The sequence below is a fragment of the Anaerosporobacter faecicola genome, from assembly GCF_012070565.1.
Taxonomy (GTDB): domain Bacteria; phylum Bacillota; class Clostridia; order Lachnospirales; family Lachnospiraceae; genus Anaerosporobacter; species Anaerosporobacter faecicola.
In genome coordinates, this window is the sequence record NZ_JAAQRO010000030.1 from 43,814 (window position 1) to 62,888 (window position 19,075).

Below are 19,075 nucleotides of genomic sequence, written 5' to 3' on the forward strand. Positions count from 1 at the left end.
GTTAATTTTCTTTTTAGCTTCTCATTTAATGAATAGCCAGTTTTTAAACACAGCATAAAATTTATTTTACGAAATGAGTTCCAGTTTTCCCTTTTACAGCAATCTTTGCTTTATCAAGGTTTGTAATGATTGCAGTATGGGAAGCATTCGTTGATACAAAATTAATGGCAGCTTCTACTTTTGGTTGCATGGAACCAGCAGCAAAATGTCCTTCTTCCATATACTTCTTAGCTTCCGTTGTGTTAACGGTATCAAGTGGAGTTTCATTCTCTTCTCCGAAATGCAAGCAGACACGATCCACTCCTGTTAATAGAAGCAAGGTATCTGCTTCAAGTAATTCAGCTAGTTTTGCGCTCACTAAGTCTTTTTCGATTACAGCACTGGCACCTTTTAGTTTAGTTCCTTGCTCTAAAACTGGGATACCACCGCCACCACAAGCAATGACAACTTGACCAGCATCTACTAAAGTACGAATAGCATCAATCTCATAGATGTCTATAGGCTTTGGAGCAGCTATTATTCTGCGGAATCCATCACCTTCAGGAATTACATAATTCCCTTTCTTTTCTTCTTCTTTTGCTTCTTCCGCAGACATGATTCGTCCAATCACCTTTGTTGGATTGTGAAAGGCAGGATCAAACGTATCTACGCGAACTTGCGTAATGATCGTTGAAACCGTTTTATAAATCCCACGATTTAAAAGTTCTGTACGGATGGCATTTTGTAAGTCGTATCCGATGTATCCTTGACTCATTGCACTACAGATTGACATTGGTGCAACGGTCTGTTCTTTGTCAAGACGGCTGTATTCCGTCAAGGCTTTATGTATCATACCAACTTGAGGCGCATTACTATGCGTGATCACTACTTGATATTTGGCTTCGACCAAATCAGCGATAGCAACAGCAGCATTCTTAATCGCTTCTTGTTGTTTTGGAAATGTCTTTCCAAAGGAGCTGTGTCCTAAAGCAACTACAACTTTTTTGTTCTGCATGGGCATTACCTCATTTCTTAATTATGTATTCCTAGAGAGTGTCTCATCATTATAAAATGATCAGGTATTTGTGAATGAAAGATTCCTAGTATTATACAAGGAAGAATCGTTCAAACAGAGGCCAAACGGTGATTTGACTCTTTGATACTAATATAGCATAAAAAGAGGTGGATTCCAATGTGGTATTTGTAATCTTTTCATTTTCTTTGGTTGCGTTAAGGAAAATTTCTAGTAATATATGTTCTTGCTTTGAACAAGTATGAAAGAAAAAGTAAGGCAAAAAAGTAGTAGTAATTTATGAATAGGTATGATATAGTTATGTATATATTAAAAAAGTATAAAGAAAGTATAAAATATATATAAAATTACATAAATAAGCAAATTCGGTAAAAGTAAGTAAAGTACTAATAATTCAATAAACCATTATCAAATTGGTTTCCTTTCGCTAGTTCCTATATTTACATAAAGAACTAAGTTATGAAAAATCTAATCATGGATAAATCTACATGGATAGGGAGAATGAAGGAAATGTTTAGATTACATGATGATTTAAGATGTGGAGGGGATTTCATAACAAAAAAAGAATAAAAGGAGGAATAACAATGACACTTTTAGGAATCTTATTTTTATTAGTAGGAGCAGGGTTAGCAATCTATGGATATAGTTTGAACAACTCTGTAGAAGCACAATTAGAAAGTTTCTTCTCCAATGGTTCAACTAATCCTGGAACAATCTTTATCATCATTGGTATTGTTGTTGCTGTACTTGGAATTGTATTTATTTTGAAAAAAAAGAAACAACAATAGAAAGTATATCATAGCATCAGCAATAAGAGAACTTAAAACGAATGAAAGAATGAGTGGGAGTATTGATATGACTTAACTTTTCAAAAGTATATTTTGAGAAGTTAAGTCTTTTTTTCTATAATCGAAAAGTCCTCCGACTTTCCGCTTATAGAAACCCTCCGGGGGGATGCGCACTCGCACATAAGGAAGATGTGAGATGGAGTTTACAGTGCTAAAAAGCAATCCTAGCATACTTCTGAAATTGGACAATGATTGAAAAAGATACTTAAAATTGTCTTTTTTACTCTTCAATCTTAAAAAAATTAAAATTTTTTCTAAGAAAAATCACAAAAATAGTTACAAATGATAGAAAATAATATATAATATATTTGTGTAGTGTAAATATTTGAAAATATTTTGTAACATAACAACTTACTAATGTTGAGATATGATGAAATACGAAACATAACAATTTTTTGGGATCGAATACTCTGACATAAATGCTTAAACTTAGGGGTAAGGGAAGCAGAAGGTGATACATATGGATACAATATTAGAGAATGTTCCAATACAATTAATGGGGATAATGTTAGGCTTTGATGAGAATGGTACGGTCGTTTTATGCTCACCAAAAGCTATGGTAGAGTTCGGCTATGAGGAGACGGAAGAAGTTACAATTTATCAGCTATTTCCATGCTTTGAAGGAAAATCAATAGAGAAAATAGGAGCAAGTCTGTGTAATTATGATGGCAATGAAGTTGCGTATCGTAAGAACCAGACTTGTTTTTTTTCACATATTAGTATGGTGGAATGGAAAAAGGATTCCGTCCACTATTTATGTACCATTGAAAATTTAGAGAATAAACAAAAGTTAGAGAAAGAAGTAAAACAGACTGAAAAAAAATTAGAAGATGCATTGCAAGCAAAATCGGAGTTAGTAGCCAATGTAACACATGAACTTCGAACGCCGGTTAATGGAATTAAAGGGCAGATCAATTATCTATTAGAACAGACGTCTCTTGATGAAGAACAGACGAAAACATTACAGATTGTAAACCAGTGTTGTCTTAATATGGAGAAGATCATCAACAATTTATTGGATTTTTCTAAAATGGAAGCGGGAAAGTTTACTTTATCAATTGGAGAATTCTCTCTTCGTAATACGGTTCAACAAGCCATTGATACGAATATACGACAGGCAAATGCAAAAGGAATTTCCTTAAGTGCACATATATCGGAGCATATTCCGGATCGATTGTTTGGCGATCCTTTACGAATCGGACAGATCTTGAACAATCTCTTGTCAAATGGAGTGAAATTCACACATTTTGGATCGGTGCGATTGGAAGTAGATAAGATTAGCAGTACAGGGAATAAAATAGAACTGTTTTTTATGGTTATCGATACAGGTATAGGAATTGCCCAAGAAAACAAAGATAAATTATTCAAGAGTTTTTCCCAAGTAGATGGGTCAATAACAAGAAAGTATGGAGGTACTGGACTAGGACTTGCCGTTACAAAAGAATTGGTCAATATGATGTACGGAAACATATGGGTGGAGTCGGAAGCAGGTAAAGGTTCAACATTTGCATTTACCATATTTGTTCAAACAGATGAACAAAAAACAGAGACGGTAGAGATTACAAGTAGGTTAGGATTTCCACAATTAATCGCTTCAAGGGTACAGGAAGAGAACAGCATCGTTTATCAATGGGGAAGTAAAGAGAATAGCCAGGAGTTTAAGAAGAATATGGAGAAATTAATTCTCTGTATTGAGATGGGAAACTGGGAAAGAGCAGAAACAATTGCAAAAGTAGTGAAAGACCTTGCAAAAGGTGCAGATATGGAAATTATCAAACAGATCTTCAAATTGGAAATGACAATACGAAGAGAGGATTATGAACGAAGTGTTAGTGAGTATGAAAAGGTAAAGAAAATGCTGCCTACCCTAGAAAAAGAGGAGTGAGTACATATGAAGGAAGGGTTACAGGGAATAAAACCAAGAATCTTAGTTGTAGATGATATGGAAGCAAATCTATTGATCTTAAGCAGAATTATAGAGAGTCTAGGATATATTGCATTAACTGCAAAAAGCGTTAAACAGGCAATATTAATATTACAAAAGGAATTACCACAAATCATCCTAACCGATTTATCTATGCCAGATATGAATGGATACGATTTTATATATCTATTAAAAGAGAATCAATTGACGAAGGATATACCAGTTATTATTGTATCTGGATTAGATTCCTCTCCGGACAAAGTGAGAGGCTTTAAAGCAGGTGCAGTTGATTTTATACCAAAACCATTTGAAGTGGAGGAGGTTAAAGTAAGGCTTGCTACCCATCTCAAGATCTATAGCATGCAGCAGGAGATGGAGATGTGTAACCAAAAACTAAATGTAATGGTGCAAAAGCAGATGTTTCGAATCGAAGAAGAGCAAAGGAATATCCTGTATGCATTAGCCAGGTTAACGGAGTTTTCTGATGCCGAGGGAGGATATTCTCATCTATCCAATGTATCCAATAATGCAAGAATACTGGCTGAAAGCTTATCCTTAACCTTAGAATATGAAGATATCGTTACAACGGAATTCGTGGATACCATCGAAATTGCTGCGTTGCTTCATGATATAGGTAAAATTAGTGTTCCGACCCGTATTCTTGGTAAACCAGGAAAACTTAGTAAAGCCGAGCAAGAGTTGATTCAGGAACATACATCACAAGGTGCAAGGATCATTCATGAAATACAAAGATCTTGTGGAGAAAATCGATTTCTCAAAATGGCAGAAAGAATTGCACTTTCTCATCATGAAAGGTGGGATGGTCTCGGTTATCCCAATAGAATAAAGGGAGAGGATATTCCATTGGAAGCAAGGATCATTAATATTGTAGGTGTATTCGATGTCTTGACGAATGAACAGGTATATCGTAGTAAAATCTCTCGAGCAGATGCATTAGAAATTATGGAAAACGAAGCAGGAAAAAGTTTTGATCCAAAGATTTTTCAGATTTTTGGAAAAATCATCAAACAGTTGCACTAAGTAGGTAGAGAATATGTCAGAAAAAGAATTCTTAAGAATTGTTAATTTTATTGAACAAAGATGTGGAATCATACTGATCGATAAAAGAGTATTAGTGAAAGGTCGATTAGAACCATATCTTATGAAGAATGGGTTCCATAGTTATACAGAGTATATGGACTATGTGGAGCAAGATATTACAGGAAAAGAAGTAGAGAATCTAATCAATATCCTTACGACAAACCATACCTACTTCATGCGAGAAAAGGAACATTTTATCTACTTAAAAGATAACGTACTTCCACAATTGAAGATAAGGGAGGAAAATAGCAAAGATATTCGAATCTGGTGTGGTGCTGCTTCAACTGGTGAAGAACCCTACACACTTGCTATGATCATTCACGATTTCTTTGGGTTTGAATGGAAGGATTGGGATACGCAGATTCTTGCTACCGATATCTGTACGGATGCATTGAAGATCGCAATGACAGGTATGTATAGCAAAAGCCATATTGCAGAGATTCCTGAAAAATGGAAAAAACTCTACTTTAGAAAAAAGGACGACGAGTATGAGGTTATTCAGGAGATAAGGGATAACATTTTATTTCGAAGTTTTAATTTAATGTCACCTTTTCTATTTCGAAAACCTTTGCATGTTATATTTCTTCGTAATGTTATGATCTACTTTGATAAGGAAACAAAGACAGAATTATTGAATAAAGTGTATGATGTGTTGATGCCAGGTGGGTATCTGTTCATAGGAGCAACGGAATCCATTAACCGATCCATAATCCCATTTGAATACATTCAACCATCCGTTTATCGAAAACCATTATAAAGGAAGTAAGTACAATGCGACGAATAAAAATACTTGTAGTGGAAGACTCCATTGTTTTCCGAGAACTGTTGATAAGAATGTTAAAAACCGATCCAGTTCTTGATGTTGTAGCAACAGCTAATAACCCTTATGAAGCAAGGGATGCCATATTAGAGTATCATCCAGATGTAATGACATTGGATATTGAACTCCCAAGAATGAATGGAATTGAGTTTTTAAGAAAACTCATGCCACAATACCCGTTGCCTACCGTGGTGATTAGTGCATTATCGGAAGGGGTGTTTGAGGCTCTCGATGCGGGAGCTGTAGATTTTGTTAATAAACCTTCAGGCATGAATGGGAAGCAGTTAGCGGATTTCATGAGGAATGAACTGATCACAAAAGTAAAGATTGCATCTACAGTAAAGGTAGGTAATTTAAAGCGATTACCTTCTTCACCAGGAGGAAGAATAGCATCTGCTAGTAGCAGATCAAAGAAAATAATAGCGATTGGAGCTTCTACGGGTGGAACAGAAGCAATATTTGATGTAGTAAAGTGTTTTGATCGAGATATCCCAGGAGTAGTCATCGTACAACATATGCCACCAGGTTTTACTAAAATGTATGCAGAACGTCTGAATAACCAATGTGTTGTTTCTGTAAAAGAAGCGCAGACTGGAATGCAGGTTTTACCGGGGCAAGTATTAATTGCACCAGGAGATGCCCATATGCGACTTATCCGAATGAATGGGGGATATCAGGTGGAGTGCAAAAAAGGAGAACGTGTTAGCGGTCATTGCCCTTCTGTGGATGTGTTGTTTGAATCTGTTGCAAAAGCAGCAGGTAAAGATGGGATTGGTGTGATCCTGACAGGTATGGGTGCAGATGGTGCACAAGGTTTATTAAACATGAGACAAGTCTCAGCTGAGACAATTGGTCAGAATGAAGCGAGTTGTGTTGTGTATGGAATGCCTAAAGTGGCTTACGAGATTGGTGCAGTAAAATATCAAATTCCCTTAAATGGAATTGCACAAAAAATCTACAGCCTTTTAGATAATTAACAAAAAGGGAGGGTGAAAAATGCGAGTATTGGTTGCAGAGGATGATTTTCCTAGTAGAAAATCGCTCATGAGGTATCTAGCGCAATATGGCGAATGTGATGCCACTGTAGATGGAATGGAAGTTACATTTGCATACATGATGGCATTAGATGAAGGAACTGGTTATGATCTAATTTGTTTGGATGTTATGATGCCGGTTTTGGATGGGTATCAAGCGTTAAAAACAATACGAGACATGGAAAAGGAAAGAAATGTTCCGGAAGATAAAAAAGCTAAAATTGTCATGATGTCTGCCCTAAATGAAGAAAAGAATGTAAAGATGGCTTTTGAAATGGGCTGTTCTGCTTATTGTGCGAAACCAATTGACTTTAAAAAATTTGAAGAAGTATTAAGAAAATTAGATTTGATCCCATGAAAGGAGGGGGTTATGAAAAAAGAATCGAGAAGGGAGGATGAAAAATGGCTGAAGAATTTAGTACAGAAGGTATGTTAGACATGTACCTCTATGAAAACGGGCAGTTATTAGAACAAATGGAAGCAACCACCTTAGAGAAGAAAGATGACGAAAGCTTTGATGAAGCGACCATCAACGAATTCTTTCGTATCATGCATACCATTAAGGGATCTTCTGCAGTTATGATGTATGATAACATCACAGAACTGGCTCACAAATTAGAAGATATCTTCTATTATATAAGAGAATCCCATCCAAAACATGTTCCACATATGGAAATGGTCGATTACATTTTTCAAGTAACTGATTTTATCACTGGTGAGTTTGAAAAGATTAAGAATGGAAACGAACCAGATGGTTGTCCAGATGAACTAATCGAAGAGATTAAAGCTTTTTTGGAAAAGATTAAGAATAACATTGAGAAAGCAGGAGAAAAGGTACCAGAGAAAAAGGAAACAGATAACGTAGCACAATATTATGTAGCTCCTGTAGCCAATGTGAAGAGTCAGTTCTTTCTCTTACATATCTATTACAAGCCTGATACGCAGATGGCAAACTTAAGAGCATATTCTACAATATTTGCATTGAAAGATATTGCAGAGGATCTGCAATACACACCAGAGGATGTTGTATCCAATGCAGAGAGTTCCGATCTGATCTTAGCAGAGGGATTTAAAATGCTGTTGCAGGCGCAGGCAAGTAAAGAAGAAGTAATGAAATTAGTTGATACCAGTTCAGAAATCTCATCGATTGAGATTGATGAGATTAGTGGAGAAGACTTCTTAAAAGGATTTGCTGAGAATGAGGATAATAATGAAGTCATTGATCTTGTTTCTGATGTTTCTGTAATACAGGAACGGGCAATGGCAAAACAAAAGGAAGAAGATAAGAACGAAGAAAAAAAATCCCCACAACCTGGCGACTATGTTATTAAGACAAAGGAAGCAGGTAAGAAAAAAGTCTTAGCCAAACAATCCAAGGAGAACAAGGAAAAACATCAACAGAACTTTATCAGCGTTAATGTAGAAAAGATGGATTCATTGATGGATCTAATTGGAGAAATCGTAATTGCCGAATCGGTTGTACTGCAAAATCCAGACTTAAAAGTTCCGGGATTGAATCTATCCAATTTCCAAAAAGCGGCGAGACAATTGACCAAGTTTACCTCCGAAATGCAAGATGTCATCATGTCTATGCGTATGATGCCCCTTACGAATGTATTTCAAAAGATGAATCGTATCGTCTTTGATACGTCAAGGAAATTAGGAAAAGAAATTGACCTACAGATTATAGGAGAGACAACAGAAGTTGATAAGAATATTATTGAGCATATCTCAGATCCTTTGATGCATCTGATCCGAAACTCTGTGGATCATGGAATTGAGGATAGTAAGGAAGAAAGAATTGAAAAAGGAAAACCAGAGAAAGGTCAGGTTGTACTAGAAGCCAAGAATGAAGGCGGAAAAGTATTTATTATCGTTCGAGACGATGGCAAAGGTATGAATCCGAAGAAGATCTTTCAAAAGGCTCAAGAGAATGGCTTAATTAGTGACAAAATGGTACAGTCCGACCTTACGGATAAGGAAATCTATCAATTCATTACCTATCCAGGATTTTCTACAAAAGAGCAAGTTACGGAAGTATCTGGACGTGGAGTTGGAATGGATGTCGTAGTGAAGAATATACAGGAAATTGGAGGAAGGCTGGATATTGAGTCAACGATGAATGAGGGAAGTACATTTACATTAAAGATTCCTTTAACCTTAGCAATCATTGAAGGGGTTGTTATGGTAGTGGGAGAAACAACATTTGTAGTAGAGACAAGTGCTGTTAAGGAATTCCTTAGCATAAAGGAAACGAAGTTCATAAAGGAGCCAAATGGCGAAGAGTATGTAATGGTAAGAGAGGAATGTTATCCACTATTACGTATGGATGAACGGTATCATATTAAAGATGCAGGGCAGGAACCAGACAAAGCAATCATCATTATTCTAGAACATGAAGAAAAGAAAGTCTGTGTATTGGTTGATCGATTAATTGGGGAACAAGAGATTGTTGTTAAACCAATACCTACCTATATCAAGCGTGTAGATGGAATTAGTGGTTGTACCCAATTAGGGGATGGCAGTTTAGCACTAATTCTTGATGTAGGTGGTCTTGTCTGAATATAGAGAGGAGCTGAGATAATGGAAGAAAATATGGAGGAATACGAAGAAGATACGCAGGAAGGAAAGTATCTAACATTTCGTTCGGGAAATGAGTATTTTGGATTAGAGATCCGTATTGTCCAAGAAATTATTGGCATACAGAAGATTGCAGAAATTCCAGAAACGGAAGATTATATCAAAGGATTAATCAATCTACGAGGGAAAATCATACCAGTAATTGATGTAAGAATACGATTTAAGCAGGAACCATTTGAGTATACGGATCGAACTTGCATTATTATTATATCAGTTAAGAATACAGTTGTAGGTTTAATCGTTGAGAATATTGCAGAAGTAGTAACGATCAATAAGGAGGACATCGCTCCACCGCCATCTTTGACACATGGAAATGCTAAGAACAAATATGTGTATGGATTGGGGAAAGTAGGAGACTCGGTAAAACTTCTATTAGATCCAGAAAAACTTATTAATAACGAAGAAATCACACTATTTGAGAGGGTAACGGAAGAAGCTGAAATGGCTACGGAAGAAGGGAGAAGTGAATAATATGAAGAAGGATATTAAAATTAAAACTAGAATCATTTTAAGTTATATCATACTTAGTTTCATTATTGCTTTGATCGGGGGAATCGCTTGCTACACAAGATATAAAGAAGGTAATTACTCTATGGTAGCAAATTATGTGGTTATTGAATCAATTGGTATAATTGTTGCCATCGCATCGATTATCACGATTATATCAAGAGTTAATAAGCCAATCGACAAAATAGTAAATACACTGGAGAAGATGAGTGAAGGAGATGTGAATGTAGATATCGTAAAAGAGTACGATAATGAATTAGGTGTGATCATTGATGCACTAAATCGCCTCATGGTGTCTACAAAAGAACAAGCGCAAATCATGCATGAAATTGCAAAAGGGAACTTAAATATGGAAGTTGAAGCGAAATCTTCAAAAGACCTTTTAGGAAGTGCCATCGTAGATATGGTACGTGACAACAATCTTATACTTGGAAATATACGTGAATCAACAATGCAGGTTACAGCAGGAGCAGAACAGGTCTCTGATGCCTCTCAATCCTTAGCTCAAGGTTCAACGGAACAAGCAAGTGCCATTGAAGAAATTACGGCTTCTATGGATGAAATTGCAGAGAAGACGAAGAATAATGCAACACAAGCAACTGTAGCTGACCAGATTGTTCATGAAGTTAAAAATGGTGCAGAAAAAGGAAATGTACAGATGAAGGAAATGATGAAAGCAATGCATGACATCAATGACTCAAGCGAAAGTATTTCTAAGGTTATTAAAGTAATTGATGATATTGCCTTTCAGACCAACCTATTAGCATTAAATGCTACAGTTGAAGCAGCAAGAGCGGGGGTACATGGAAAAGGATTTGCGGTCGTAGCAGAAGAAGTACGTAATCTGGCAGAAAAGAGTGCAGCAGCAGCCAGTGAGACCAATGAGATGATTCAAGATTCTATTCGAAAAGTACATAGCGGTTCTGAATTAGCAAAAGACACGCAGGTCGCATTAAGTGGCATCGTAGCATCTATTGAGAAAACAGTGGAATTAATTGATAATATAGCAACTGCTTCCAATGAGCAAGCAACGGCAGTATCACAAATCAATCAGGCAATTACCCAAGTATCACAAGTTGTCCAGACTAATTCTGCTACTAGTGAAGAATGTGCATCAGCAAGTGAAGAATTATCAAATCAAGCGGAGAATTTAAGAGATTTACTGAGCAAATACAATTTAAAAGACGGTAACTATGGTGGAGCTTACTATTCACCTAAGAAAAAATTCACTTCTACAGGAAAATATAATAACGTAAAGAATGAGAGAATCATATCATTAGATGATAGTTTTGGAAAATACTAAATAAAACCTCTTCTAATAGGATGAGCTGTAGATCTTACAATTGATGGGGAAAATAGAGGTCGGTCTGAGAAATTCATACTGACCTCTTGAAACTTATGGCTAGAAATATTATGATAAAAAAACATTTTTTATAGATAAATAGGGAGTAGATTTACAGGGAGTAGATCGAAAGTGACTTAAAATTTACATAATATATGAGGGAGAGTATGACATGAATCAAGTATTAGAAGAACTAAAACAAAAAGGTTGTAATGTGGATACAACACTCGAACGATTTCTTGGAGATGAGGATTTTTTTCTGGAATGCTATGAGATATTACTTCATGACCCTAATTTTAAAGAACTTGGAGAGGAATTACAGGAGCATCATGTGGAACAAGCATTTGAAAAAGCACATGCTTTAAAAGGGGTTATTGCTAATATGGGGGTAACGCCCATTCTAACTAGTATCATTCCAATTGTAGAGAAGCTTAGACAGAAAGATATGTCGAATATTATGTCTCAATATGCAAAATTATTAGAGGAGAAGAAGAGTTTACCACAATAAGCACACTAGTACTAACGAATACTCTATGGGGGAATAGGTATGAGATATAAAACATTAGATGGACTTGGGAAAAAAGCCTTGCTTGATAGTATTCCTGGGGCAGTAGCAATTTATCGGCTATCGAAGAATGGAATTGTGAGAACGGATTATATATCACAAGGTTTAGCTAACATGTGTGGATATGAAAGGGCGGAAGATTTCTTTCAACTACTTAAGGAAGATGCATTGAGTAATTTAGTTGAGGAGGATATTCCAAAGATAAAGAATGCAATTGAAATTGGATTAGAAAATAACGAGACTATATGTGCTTCATACCGTTTCTATACAACAACGAAAAAAGAATTGTGGATTCGTTTAGATGCCAATATTATTCGAGATTATCCGATTGAGGAAAATGATATTGCAGCATTTTATGCGGTACATACACTGATGTCCAAAGAAGCGATTCTATACCAAGATCTTTGTAACCAAGCAATAGAGAACATTTATGTAATTAATCCACACACACATGAATTGTTATATATGAATGAGGCAATGAAAAAAGTAACAAATACAAATGAAATACCAACAGGTTGTAAATGTTATGAAAAAATATTTTCGAAAGATAAGCCTTGCGAGTTCTGTTGCCTTAAGCATACAAAACCTCACACGATCGGGGAAATGAAAATCAAGGAGATCAATCATACCTATCTTGTTCATTATGAAAATCTACCTTGGGGCAAAGATGAAGCAACTGCAATCTATACCATCGAATATACCGAACAATCCCAATATAGAGAACACATTATGGCTGAGCGAGAAAAATACCGTCTTATATTAGATAGCATGGAACTTGCTTTTTGTGAATGGGATAAGGAGGGAAATTTCTTTGCTTCAGAATTCTATCAAAAATACAGAATTAGTGAAAAGAGTGATCATCGAGTTCTTGATGAAAAAGTAGCGAAAGAAATGATCTATCCGGATGATTTACCTTTATTTAAACAGTATATGCAGGACATGCTTCATAAGAAAAAGAAAGTATCCACAACACTTCGGTGCAAACGAAAAGATAATATATACCGTTGGACAGAGATTGCAGGATATCAATTTTTTGATGAGGCCGGAAATAATACGCAAACAATAGGAATCATACGAGATGTTGATGCGGAGATGACCAAATATAAAGAAATGGAGGCTAGACTCTCTGATGCCGTGAAACAGGCAAATGTTTACCTATGTACATATGATATAAAAAATAATATCTTATATCAATTCAGTGATCGCCCACTGTTTCCAAATGCTCCAGAAAAGCTTGATGATCCATTGAACTTAGTTAAGAAATATCAACTAATTGATCCAAGAGACCAGGAGCGTTTTTTTGCTTACTTTGAAGAATTGTGTACAACCAAGGAAAATCAGCTTCAAATTGAGTTTCGTATTCTGCAAGAGGAAAGGGATAGTACCGCAAACCAATGGATTCGAATCAATCATACAATTTTACGGAACCCTCAAGGAGAACCGCAAACCGCCTGGGGAGTAGTGCGGGGAATTGATGCAGAGAAAATTGCAGAAGAACGATTTATTGTTGAAAATACAAAAAGATACGGAGAAGAAAAAGATCTCCTGAAGTCCATTGTTGTTGATGTTACGAAGAATCAAGTTTTGCGTACATCAAGTGAAGAGGGAGATATTGAACTAAAGACTTACATAACTATTGAAGAGATGTATCATGAGATGAGCAAGAACTATGATTTTCCGTGGGATGGTGCAATTTTTACAAGGTCCGGTTTGTTACAAGCCTATAACAGTGGGGAAGAAAAGAGTATTGCGGCATGGGGTAGCGGTATCGTGTTACAGCATCAATATATTCGCATTAATGTAAAATTCCTATGTCATCCGCGAACGGAACATATTATTGCATTTATATACATCTATAATGAGACAAAGAAACAGATTCAAGAAAATGTGATGCGACAAACGGGAAATCGATACTATGATTTCTTAGCAGTTGTAAATCTGAATACCGATGAATATTACACCATAAGCCAATGCCGTAGAGATCCGAATGACAGAGTACCTGAAAGTGGATATCTGCATGAAATTATGAAAGAACGTTTAGCTTGCTATGATCCGAAAGAAGTAGATTTTGCAAAAGAGCAGTTTACCATTAATCGAATTGCGAAACGTTTGGACTTGGAGGAAGATTACTCCTTTATTTTATCCATGCGCATGAATGACGGGAGCATTATGAATAAGCAATATCAGTTTTTTCGAGTGGATGATGCGCCAGAGTATGTCTGTATCTTATGTTCTGATGTAACGAATTTATTAAAAAAGAACAAACAACAAAAAGATATGTTGGAGAGAGCATTGTTACAGGCACAAACTGCAAATATTGCAAAGAGTAATTTTTTATCCCGTATGAGTCATGATATGCGAACACCTATGAACGCCATACTTGGATTATCAAATCTGGCAATGGATATGGTTAATATAGATGAATTAAAAGATTATATGGCAAAGATCAATGAATCCGGACAATACCTTCTTGAATTAATTAATGAAGTTTTGGATGTGACTCGAATTGAAGCTGGTAAGATGATGTTAAATCCAGAACGTACACGCAGCAAGGAACTTCTTAACGCTATTATTAATCCAATTAAGATCACTGCAAGACGCAAAGGAATCCAATTCATTGTGAATGTAACTGGGGTTAAGGACCATACGCTTTATGTGGATGCTTTACAATTGAAGAAAGTCTTCGTAAATCTGTTATCTAATGCAGTAAAATTCACTCCTGTTGGAGGAACAGTTACTTTGCAGGTGGAACTATTAAAAGAAGAGAATTCTTACGAATATTTAAGCATACTTGTTCGAGATACAGGAATTGGTATGGATGAAGCCTTTATTCCACATATATTTGAGCCGTTCACACAGGAAAATCTGGAAGTGCGATCCAACTATGAGGGCTCTGGTTTGGGTATGACGATTGTTAAGAATATCGTAGATCTACTGGGTGGAAAGATTGAAATCTGTAGTAAGAAAAACCAGGGAACGCGTATTAAAGTCTGGTTACCTCTCTTAATAAAGGATGAGGAAGGACAGAAGAGTAATTCGGATACATCGTTGAATCGAAATACAGAAAAGAAAAAAGAGGATACTCAAGAGAATCTCACAAGAGATTTAGCCAAAAATCAAAGGAAAGAGTATACCAAACAGCAGGCAGAAGATCAAACAGAAGAGCGGAGAGAACAGCAGGCAGAAGATCAAACAGAAGAGCGGAGAGAACAGCAAGCAGAAGATCAAACAGAACAATTGAGAGAACAGCAGGCGGAAGTTCAAACAATACAACAAGTAGAACAAGGAAAAGATCCGCTATATAACCAGACAAAAGTGCCAAAACGAATCCTACTTTGTGAGGATCAACCATTGAATGCAAAGATTGCACAGAAGATGTTGGAAAGAGTGGGATATCAAGTAGAAACGGCTGAGAATGGAAAAATTGGTGTGAAGATGTACGAGGATGCCCAATCGGGATATTATGATATGATTCTTATGGATGTTCGAATGCCGGTCATGGATGGACTGACAGCAACAAGAAATATACGTGAGATGGATAAGGCGGATGCAAAAGTAATTCCAATCATTGCATTAACTGCTAATGCATTCGAAGAAGATGTTTGTGCATGTATGGACGCAGGCATGAATGCCCATCTTGGTAAGCCAATTGAACCAGACAAATTATATAAGATGATGAAACAATGGACAGAGGGCTGGAGAGCATAAGCCAATCACAAGTATATACGAAAGATTTATGTGAAAGGAATGATAACAATCAAGAAATGGTAAGTTATCATTCCTTTTTGTGTATGTGGGGGGTAAAATAAAGGAATAGCCATTGTACTTTTCATAAAATAAAAAAGTTTCAAACTTTATTGTAAACATACAAATAATGTTCTTCGACAATAAAGTTTGAAACTTTTTTGAATATAGACTCTTATTACAAAATATTGAATAGCCAATGAAATTTCTATGCTGTATACTTTTGTTTGATTATAATTATGGAATGATTTAGGCGTCAAAAATGATAGACATTTTGATGATTAAATCATAGAATAGGAAAAACCGATGAAACAGAATATGTTCAAGGCAATATAAGGATTTTAGTAGAGCAGTCGATTGGTAGATATACTAGTCGGCTGTTTTCTTTGTTGTTATTTTTTGTGTGTAGATGTAAAATAGAAATTAGGAAAAGTTGAAGTTTATGGAGTGATAATGAAAATACTTTGTATGAACCTAAATGGTAATAAAGACGATATATTATCAAATGAGAAAGATAATCTTAAATGTGATATATATGCATATCAAGAAAGTAAGTATGCCTTGCCTGAAAAAACTAGAATTAATACAGTGATTATAGGTGCGGATAATATAATACATAAAAATGTAAATAATTTCAAAGATATATGGAATGAATATTTTCCATGGTTAACATTTCCAGAAAATTATTTTTCGGAGTATGATTATATAGATGTGAACAGCAAAATTATTTTCAAATTAATAAATGTGCATTTGGCAGGTTTTTGGTCCGAAAAAAGACATTTATTGGAATTTGTTTTATTGCAAAGATTACAACAAGAAGAGTTGCAGAATTTAAATGTAATTTTGGTGGGCGATTTTAATGCTCAAAAAAAATATAGTGGTAAAAAGACTAGTGGAACTTTGTTTTTAGAAAAATTAGAGAATTTGGGATTTGATGAAAAATTCTCGACTAGTGAGGAGAACAATAATTTGGTAGTACCAACATACTATAATCATGAAGATGGTGTACGATTGGATCATATATATATAAGATGTTCACATGATTTTTACAATAATGTTGAAGTAAATTATTATCCAGCTTATTCTGATAATGAAATGTCAATAGAGTGTGCATCTGATCATCGAGGTATTATTTTGGAATTAAATTGATGGAGAACGAAATGAAAATTCTAGCTTTTCTAAGAGTTGGGATCAACAGAAGATTTGAATTTGACGAAGTAGTGATTTGGTATGAAATGTCTATATTTTGGTAATGAAATGGAACTTGGTTATATCTAATGTCGAGATGGTATTGCATGGGGAAAAAAGAAGAAACTTATTGCAGCATTATTAGCACTTGGAGCAGAGATTGTTCTAAATAACGATGCGGGAGTTTTTTCTGGAACACGGTTGAGACATACAATTGTCCTAATTGCAAAAACTTATTATCGGCTATACAGATTGAAAATTATGATTTATCATATTAAAAAGATGAGGGGAAAAAAGTGAAATATATAGATGCTACAACACAAAGCTTCTTGAAACAGGGGGTAATGGAACTATTAAATCTTTCAGCTGGCGAGATGACACAGATGTTTATATCCATTTATGAAGATACGGAAAAGGAACCGTGGGAATGGGTTAGAGATTTTCTTTCTGATTATGGTGTAAATGAGACACTCGAATATATTCAGATGTTTCATCTTTCTCGAAGATTGGATGGAACTGACATAAAAGTAAATAATAATCTGGAACAGCTTTTGATAGATGAATCTCCGCTATCTGATTTCTTCAAAAAGCATATGGTAACTTTTAAACCGAATGATGGTCATATTGATTTGTATTATAAGGGAGAGTTGCAGCCTCTTGAGGATGAGTTTAGATATAACGGCGGAAATATTTATTATCTTAGATCCAGATTGGGATTTAACAAGAGTCAAGATTACTGTGTAAATGGGTTTGCGTTTCGGTCGTATTTAGAGGAGAATCAGTATTTTTCTTTATTGTCGTACTGTCCCGAATTGGTAGGAAATATTGAAAGGCTTCTTGATATACATGGGCTGAGTACTGATTACTATAATAACAGTAAATATTATTGTATTGAGTATTTGATTCCTATGACGGATGTGTTATTTGACATGGGATATCCACCAGAAACTGTTAATGAAAAGACCGTAGAATTTTTGCATCAGGCAATATTAAGATTATACGATGAATGGAGAGGAAGTAGCTTTGTGTGTGATGATAATCTTATACTAAGACTTTCGGACGATGCTTGCGTCAAGCCGGAGTGGTTTGTTAAAGCAGAGGAATTATAAAAATTGAGATAGAAACGTTCAGGGTGACCTGATATATCTGTTTAAGGCAGTACTACAAGACAAAAGTAAAAATTATAAGATGATTCAATCGTTATGATTGTATCATCTTCTTTGTACTAACGAATTACTATAAACATCCGAATAAGGAAACAGGGATAATTTATTCACTGGGTATTGTATATTACAAGGATAATATTTTAAATTATGCCAAAATATGTTATTATAGTAATAACATGTTTAGTCACCTTATTAATGAAATAGTAAGTTATATATACTTTACGGTGAGGAACATAATTTATGAAGCAAAAGATAGATGGAATGCAAAAGAAAATACTATGGAGGTTATGTAGGCAATGGCAGACAACAAGAAAGAGATGAACTTCATCGTACCATATGGGGAATGGCAAATGATCTTAGAGGTTCTGTAGATGGTTGGGACTTTAAACAATATGTACTTGGAATATTGTTTTATCGGTATATCTCAGAGAATTTCACTAAGTTTGTTGATGATGGAGAACACGAAGCAGGAGATGCATCGTTTAGTTATAAAATGTTATCCGACCAAGATGCAGAGAGTGCAAGAGAGGACCTTGTAAGAACCAAGGGATACTTTATTCTAACATCGGAGCTATTTATCAATGTAAAGCGAGACTCTGAAAGTGATATAGCTACGTTTATTGATAAAAATGGACATAAGAGAAGTGTAAAAGACAATCTAAATGAGAAGTTAGAACTTGTTTTTAAACATATTGAAGCATCAGCACAGGGAACACCATCAGAAAAGGCATTTAAAGGCTTATTCGAGGACCTTGATGTAAATAGTAATAAGCTTGGTGGAACTGTAGCAAAGAGAAATGAAAAACTTGTTAACTTGTTGAATGGTGTTGTAACAATGAAGCTAGGAGAGTATCAAGACAATACCATTGATGCTTTTGGTGATGCGTATGAATATCTAATGGGTATGTATGCATCCAATGCCGGTAAGAGTGGTGGAGAATACTTTACTCCACAGGAAGTATCAGAACTGCTTACAAAACTTGCTGTATATGGGGAAAGACAGAAGTAAACAAGGTTTATGATCCAGCATGTGGTTCGGGCTCATTACTATTGAATTCAGCAAAGATTTTAGGACAGAATCACGTAAGACAAGGCTTCTTTGGACAAGAAATAATTTTATTATGTAAAAACTTAATGTTATTAAATGCTTAATAACTTACGTTTATCGTTGAATATGCTATACT

The 19,075-nt window shown here is 35.4% G+C and carries 14 protein-coding genes and 1 pseudogene; 14 read left to right on the forward strand and 1 reads right to left on the reverse strand.

Annotated features, from left to right (window positions below):
• Nucleotides 1–61: 61 nt before the first annotated feature.
• Nucleotides 62–994, reverse strand: a complete 933-nt coding sequence (arcC, locus tag HBB17_RS12720; protein WP_167957879.1) for a carbamate kinase — start codon at nucleotides 992–994, stop codon at nucleotides 62–64.
• A gap of 602 nt (nucleotides 995–1,596) precedes the next feature.
• On the opposite strand from arcC, the gene HBB17_RS12725 reads away from it, so the two are divergent.
• The 14 genes and pseudogenes from HBB17_RS12725 to HBB17_RS12790 form a co-directional block, all read left to right on the forward strand.
• Nucleotides 1,597–1,800, forward strand: coding sequence for a DUF3185 family protein (locus HBB17_RS12725; protein ID WP_167957880.1), 204 nt, complete (start codon nucleotides 1,597–1,599; stop codon nucleotides 1,798–1,800).
• A gap of 520 nt (nucleotides 1,801–2,320) precedes the next feature.
• Entirely contained in the window at nucleotides 2,321–3,745 is a 1,425-nt protein-coding gene (locus HBB17_RS12730; protein WP_167957881.1) for a sensor histidine kinase, read from the forward strand.
• Between the two features lie 6 nt (nucleotides 3,746–3,751).
• Nucleotides 3,752–4,825, forward strand: a complete 1,074-nt coding sequence (locus tag HBB17_RS12735) for an HD domain-containing phosphohydrolase (protein ID WP_167957882.1) — start codon at nucleotides 3,752–3,754, stop codon at nucleotides 4,823–4,825.
• Between the two features lie 13 nt (nucleotides 4,826–4,838).
• On the forward strand, nucleotides 4,839–5,642 hold the full coding sequence (locus HBB17_RS12740) for a CheR family methyltransferase (protein ID WP_167957883.1): 804 nt from the start codon (nucleotides 4,839–4,841) through the stop codon (nucleotides 5,640–5,642).
• A 14-nt stretch (nucleotides 5,643–5,656) separates the two neighbouring features.
• Entirely contained in the window at nucleotides 5,657–6,682 is a 1,026-nt protein-coding gene (locus tag HBB17_RS12745) for a protein-glutamate methylesterase/protein-glutamine glutaminase (RefSeq protein ID WP_167957884.1), read from the forward strand.
• A gap of 19 nt (nucleotides 6,683–6,701) precedes the next feature.
• Nucleotides 6,702–7,097, forward strand: a complete 396-nt coding sequence (locus HBB17_RS12750) for a response regulator (RefSeq protein ID WP_167957885.1) — start codon at nucleotides 6,702–6,704, stop codon at nucleotides 7,095–7,097.
• A gap of 44 nt (nucleotides 7,098–7,141) precedes the next feature.
• A complete protein-coding gene (locus tag HBB17_RS12755) occupies nucleotides 7,142–9,301 on the forward strand; it encodes a chemotaxis protein CheA (RefSeq protein WP_167957886.1) in 2,160 nt (719 codons plus the stop codon).
• A gap of 21 nt (nucleotides 9,302–9,322) precedes the next feature.
• Nucleotides 9,323–9,850, forward strand: coding sequence for a chemotaxis protein CheW (locus HBB17_RS12760; protein ID WP_167957887.1), 528 nt, complete (start codon nucleotides 9,323–9,325; stop codon nucleotides 9,848–9,850).
• Nucleotide 9,851: 1 nt separating this feature from the next.
• A complete protein-coding gene (locus HBB17_RS12765; protein WP_167957888.1) occupies nucleotides 9,852–11,189 on the forward strand; it encodes a methyl-accepting chemotaxis protein in 1,338 nt (445 codons plus the stop codon).
• A 211-nt stretch (nucleotides 11,190–11,400) separates the two neighbouring features.
• Nucleotides 11,401–11,736 carry an Hpt domain-containing protein gene (locus tag HBB17_RS12770; RefSeq protein ID WP_167957889.1) on the forward strand — a complete coding sequence of 112 codons (336 nt, stop codon included), beginning with the start codon at nucleotides 11,401–11,403 and terminating at the stop codon, nucleotides 11,734–11,736.
• Nucleotides 11,737–11,775: 39 nt separating this feature from the next.
• Nucleotides 11,776–15,501 (forward strand): hybrid sensor histidine kinase/response regulator, encoded by a 3,726-nt coding sequence (locus HBB17_RS12775; protein ID WP_167957890.1) that lies wholly within the window; start codon nucleotides 11,776–11,778, stop codon nucleotides 15,499–15,501.
• Between the two features lie 504 nt (nucleotides 15,502–16,005).
• A complete protein-coding gene (locus tag HBB17_RS12780) occupies nucleotides 16,006–16,686 on the forward strand; it encodes an endonuclease/exonuclease/phosphatase family protein (RefSeq protein ID WP_167957891.1) in 681 nt (226 codons plus the stop codon).
• Between the two features lie 335 nt (nucleotides 16,687–17,021).
• Nucleotides 17,022–17,834 (forward strand): hypothetical protein, encoded by an 813-nt coding sequence (locus HBB17_RS12785; RefSeq protein WP_167957892.1) that lies wholly within the window; start codon nucleotides 17,022–17,024, stop codon nucleotides 17,832–17,834.
• 313 nt (nucleotides 17,835–18,147) lie between these two features.
• A pseudogene (locus tag HBB17_RS12790) lies at nucleotides 18,148–19,037 on the forward strand (type I restriction-modification system subunit M); the annotation flags it as partial.
• Nucleotides 19,038–19,075 lie beyond the last annotated feature (38 nt).

Bases quoted from the DNA above. Each gene is read 5' to 3' on its own strand.
- HBB17_RS12745 (WP_167957884.1), top strand. From the start codon at position 5,657: ATGCGACGAATAAAAATACTTGTAGTGGAAGACTCCATTGTTTTCCGA.
- HBB17_RS12770 (WP_167957889.1), top strand. From the start codon at position 11,401: ATGAATCAAGTATTAGAAGAACTAAAACAAAAAGGTTGTAATGTGGAT.
- arcC (WP_167957879.1), bottom strand. From the start codon at position 994: ATGCAGAACAAAAAAGTTGTAGTTGCTTTAGGACACAGCTCCTTTGGA.
- HBB17_RS12735 (WP_167957882.1), top strand. From the start codon at position 3,752: ATGAAGGAAGGGTTACAGGGAATAAAACCAAGAATCTTAGTTGTAGAT.
- HBB17_RS12750 (WP_167957885.1), top strand. From the start codon at position 6,702: ATGCGAGTATTGGTTGCAGAGGATGATTTTCCTAGTAGAAAATCGCTC.
- HBB17_RS12780 (WP_167957891.1), top strand. From the start codon at position 16,006: ATGAACCTAAATGGTAATAAAGACGATATATTATCAAATGAGAAAGAT.
- HBB17_RS12755 (WP_167957886.1), top strand. From the start codon at position 7,142: ATGGCTGAAGAATTTAGTACAGAAGGTATGTTAGACATGTACCTCTAT.
- HBB17_RS12775 (WP_167957890.1), top strand. From the start codon at position 11,776: ATGAGATATAAAACATTAGATGGACTTGGGAAAAAAGCCTTGCTTGAT.
- HBB17_RS12730 (WP_167957881.1), top strand. From the start codon at position 2,321: ATGGATACAATATTAGAGAATGTTCCAATACAATTAATGGGGATAATG.
- HBB17_RS12760 (WP_167957887.1), top strand. From the start codon at position 9,323: ATGGAAGAAAATATGGAGGAATACGAAGAAGATACGCAGGAAGGAAAG.
- HBB17_RS12740 (WP_167957883.1), top strand. From the start codon at position 4,839: ATGTCAGAAAAAGAATTCTTAAGAATTGTTAATTTTATTGAACAAAGA.
- HBB17_RS12725 (WP_167957880.1), top strand. From the start codon at position 1,597: ATGACACTTTTAGGAATCTTATTTTTATTAGTAGGAGCAGGGTTAGCA.
- HBB17_RS12765 (WP_167957888.1), top strand. From the start codon at position 9,852: ATGAAGAAGGATATTAAAATTAAAACTAGAATCATTTTAAGTTATATC.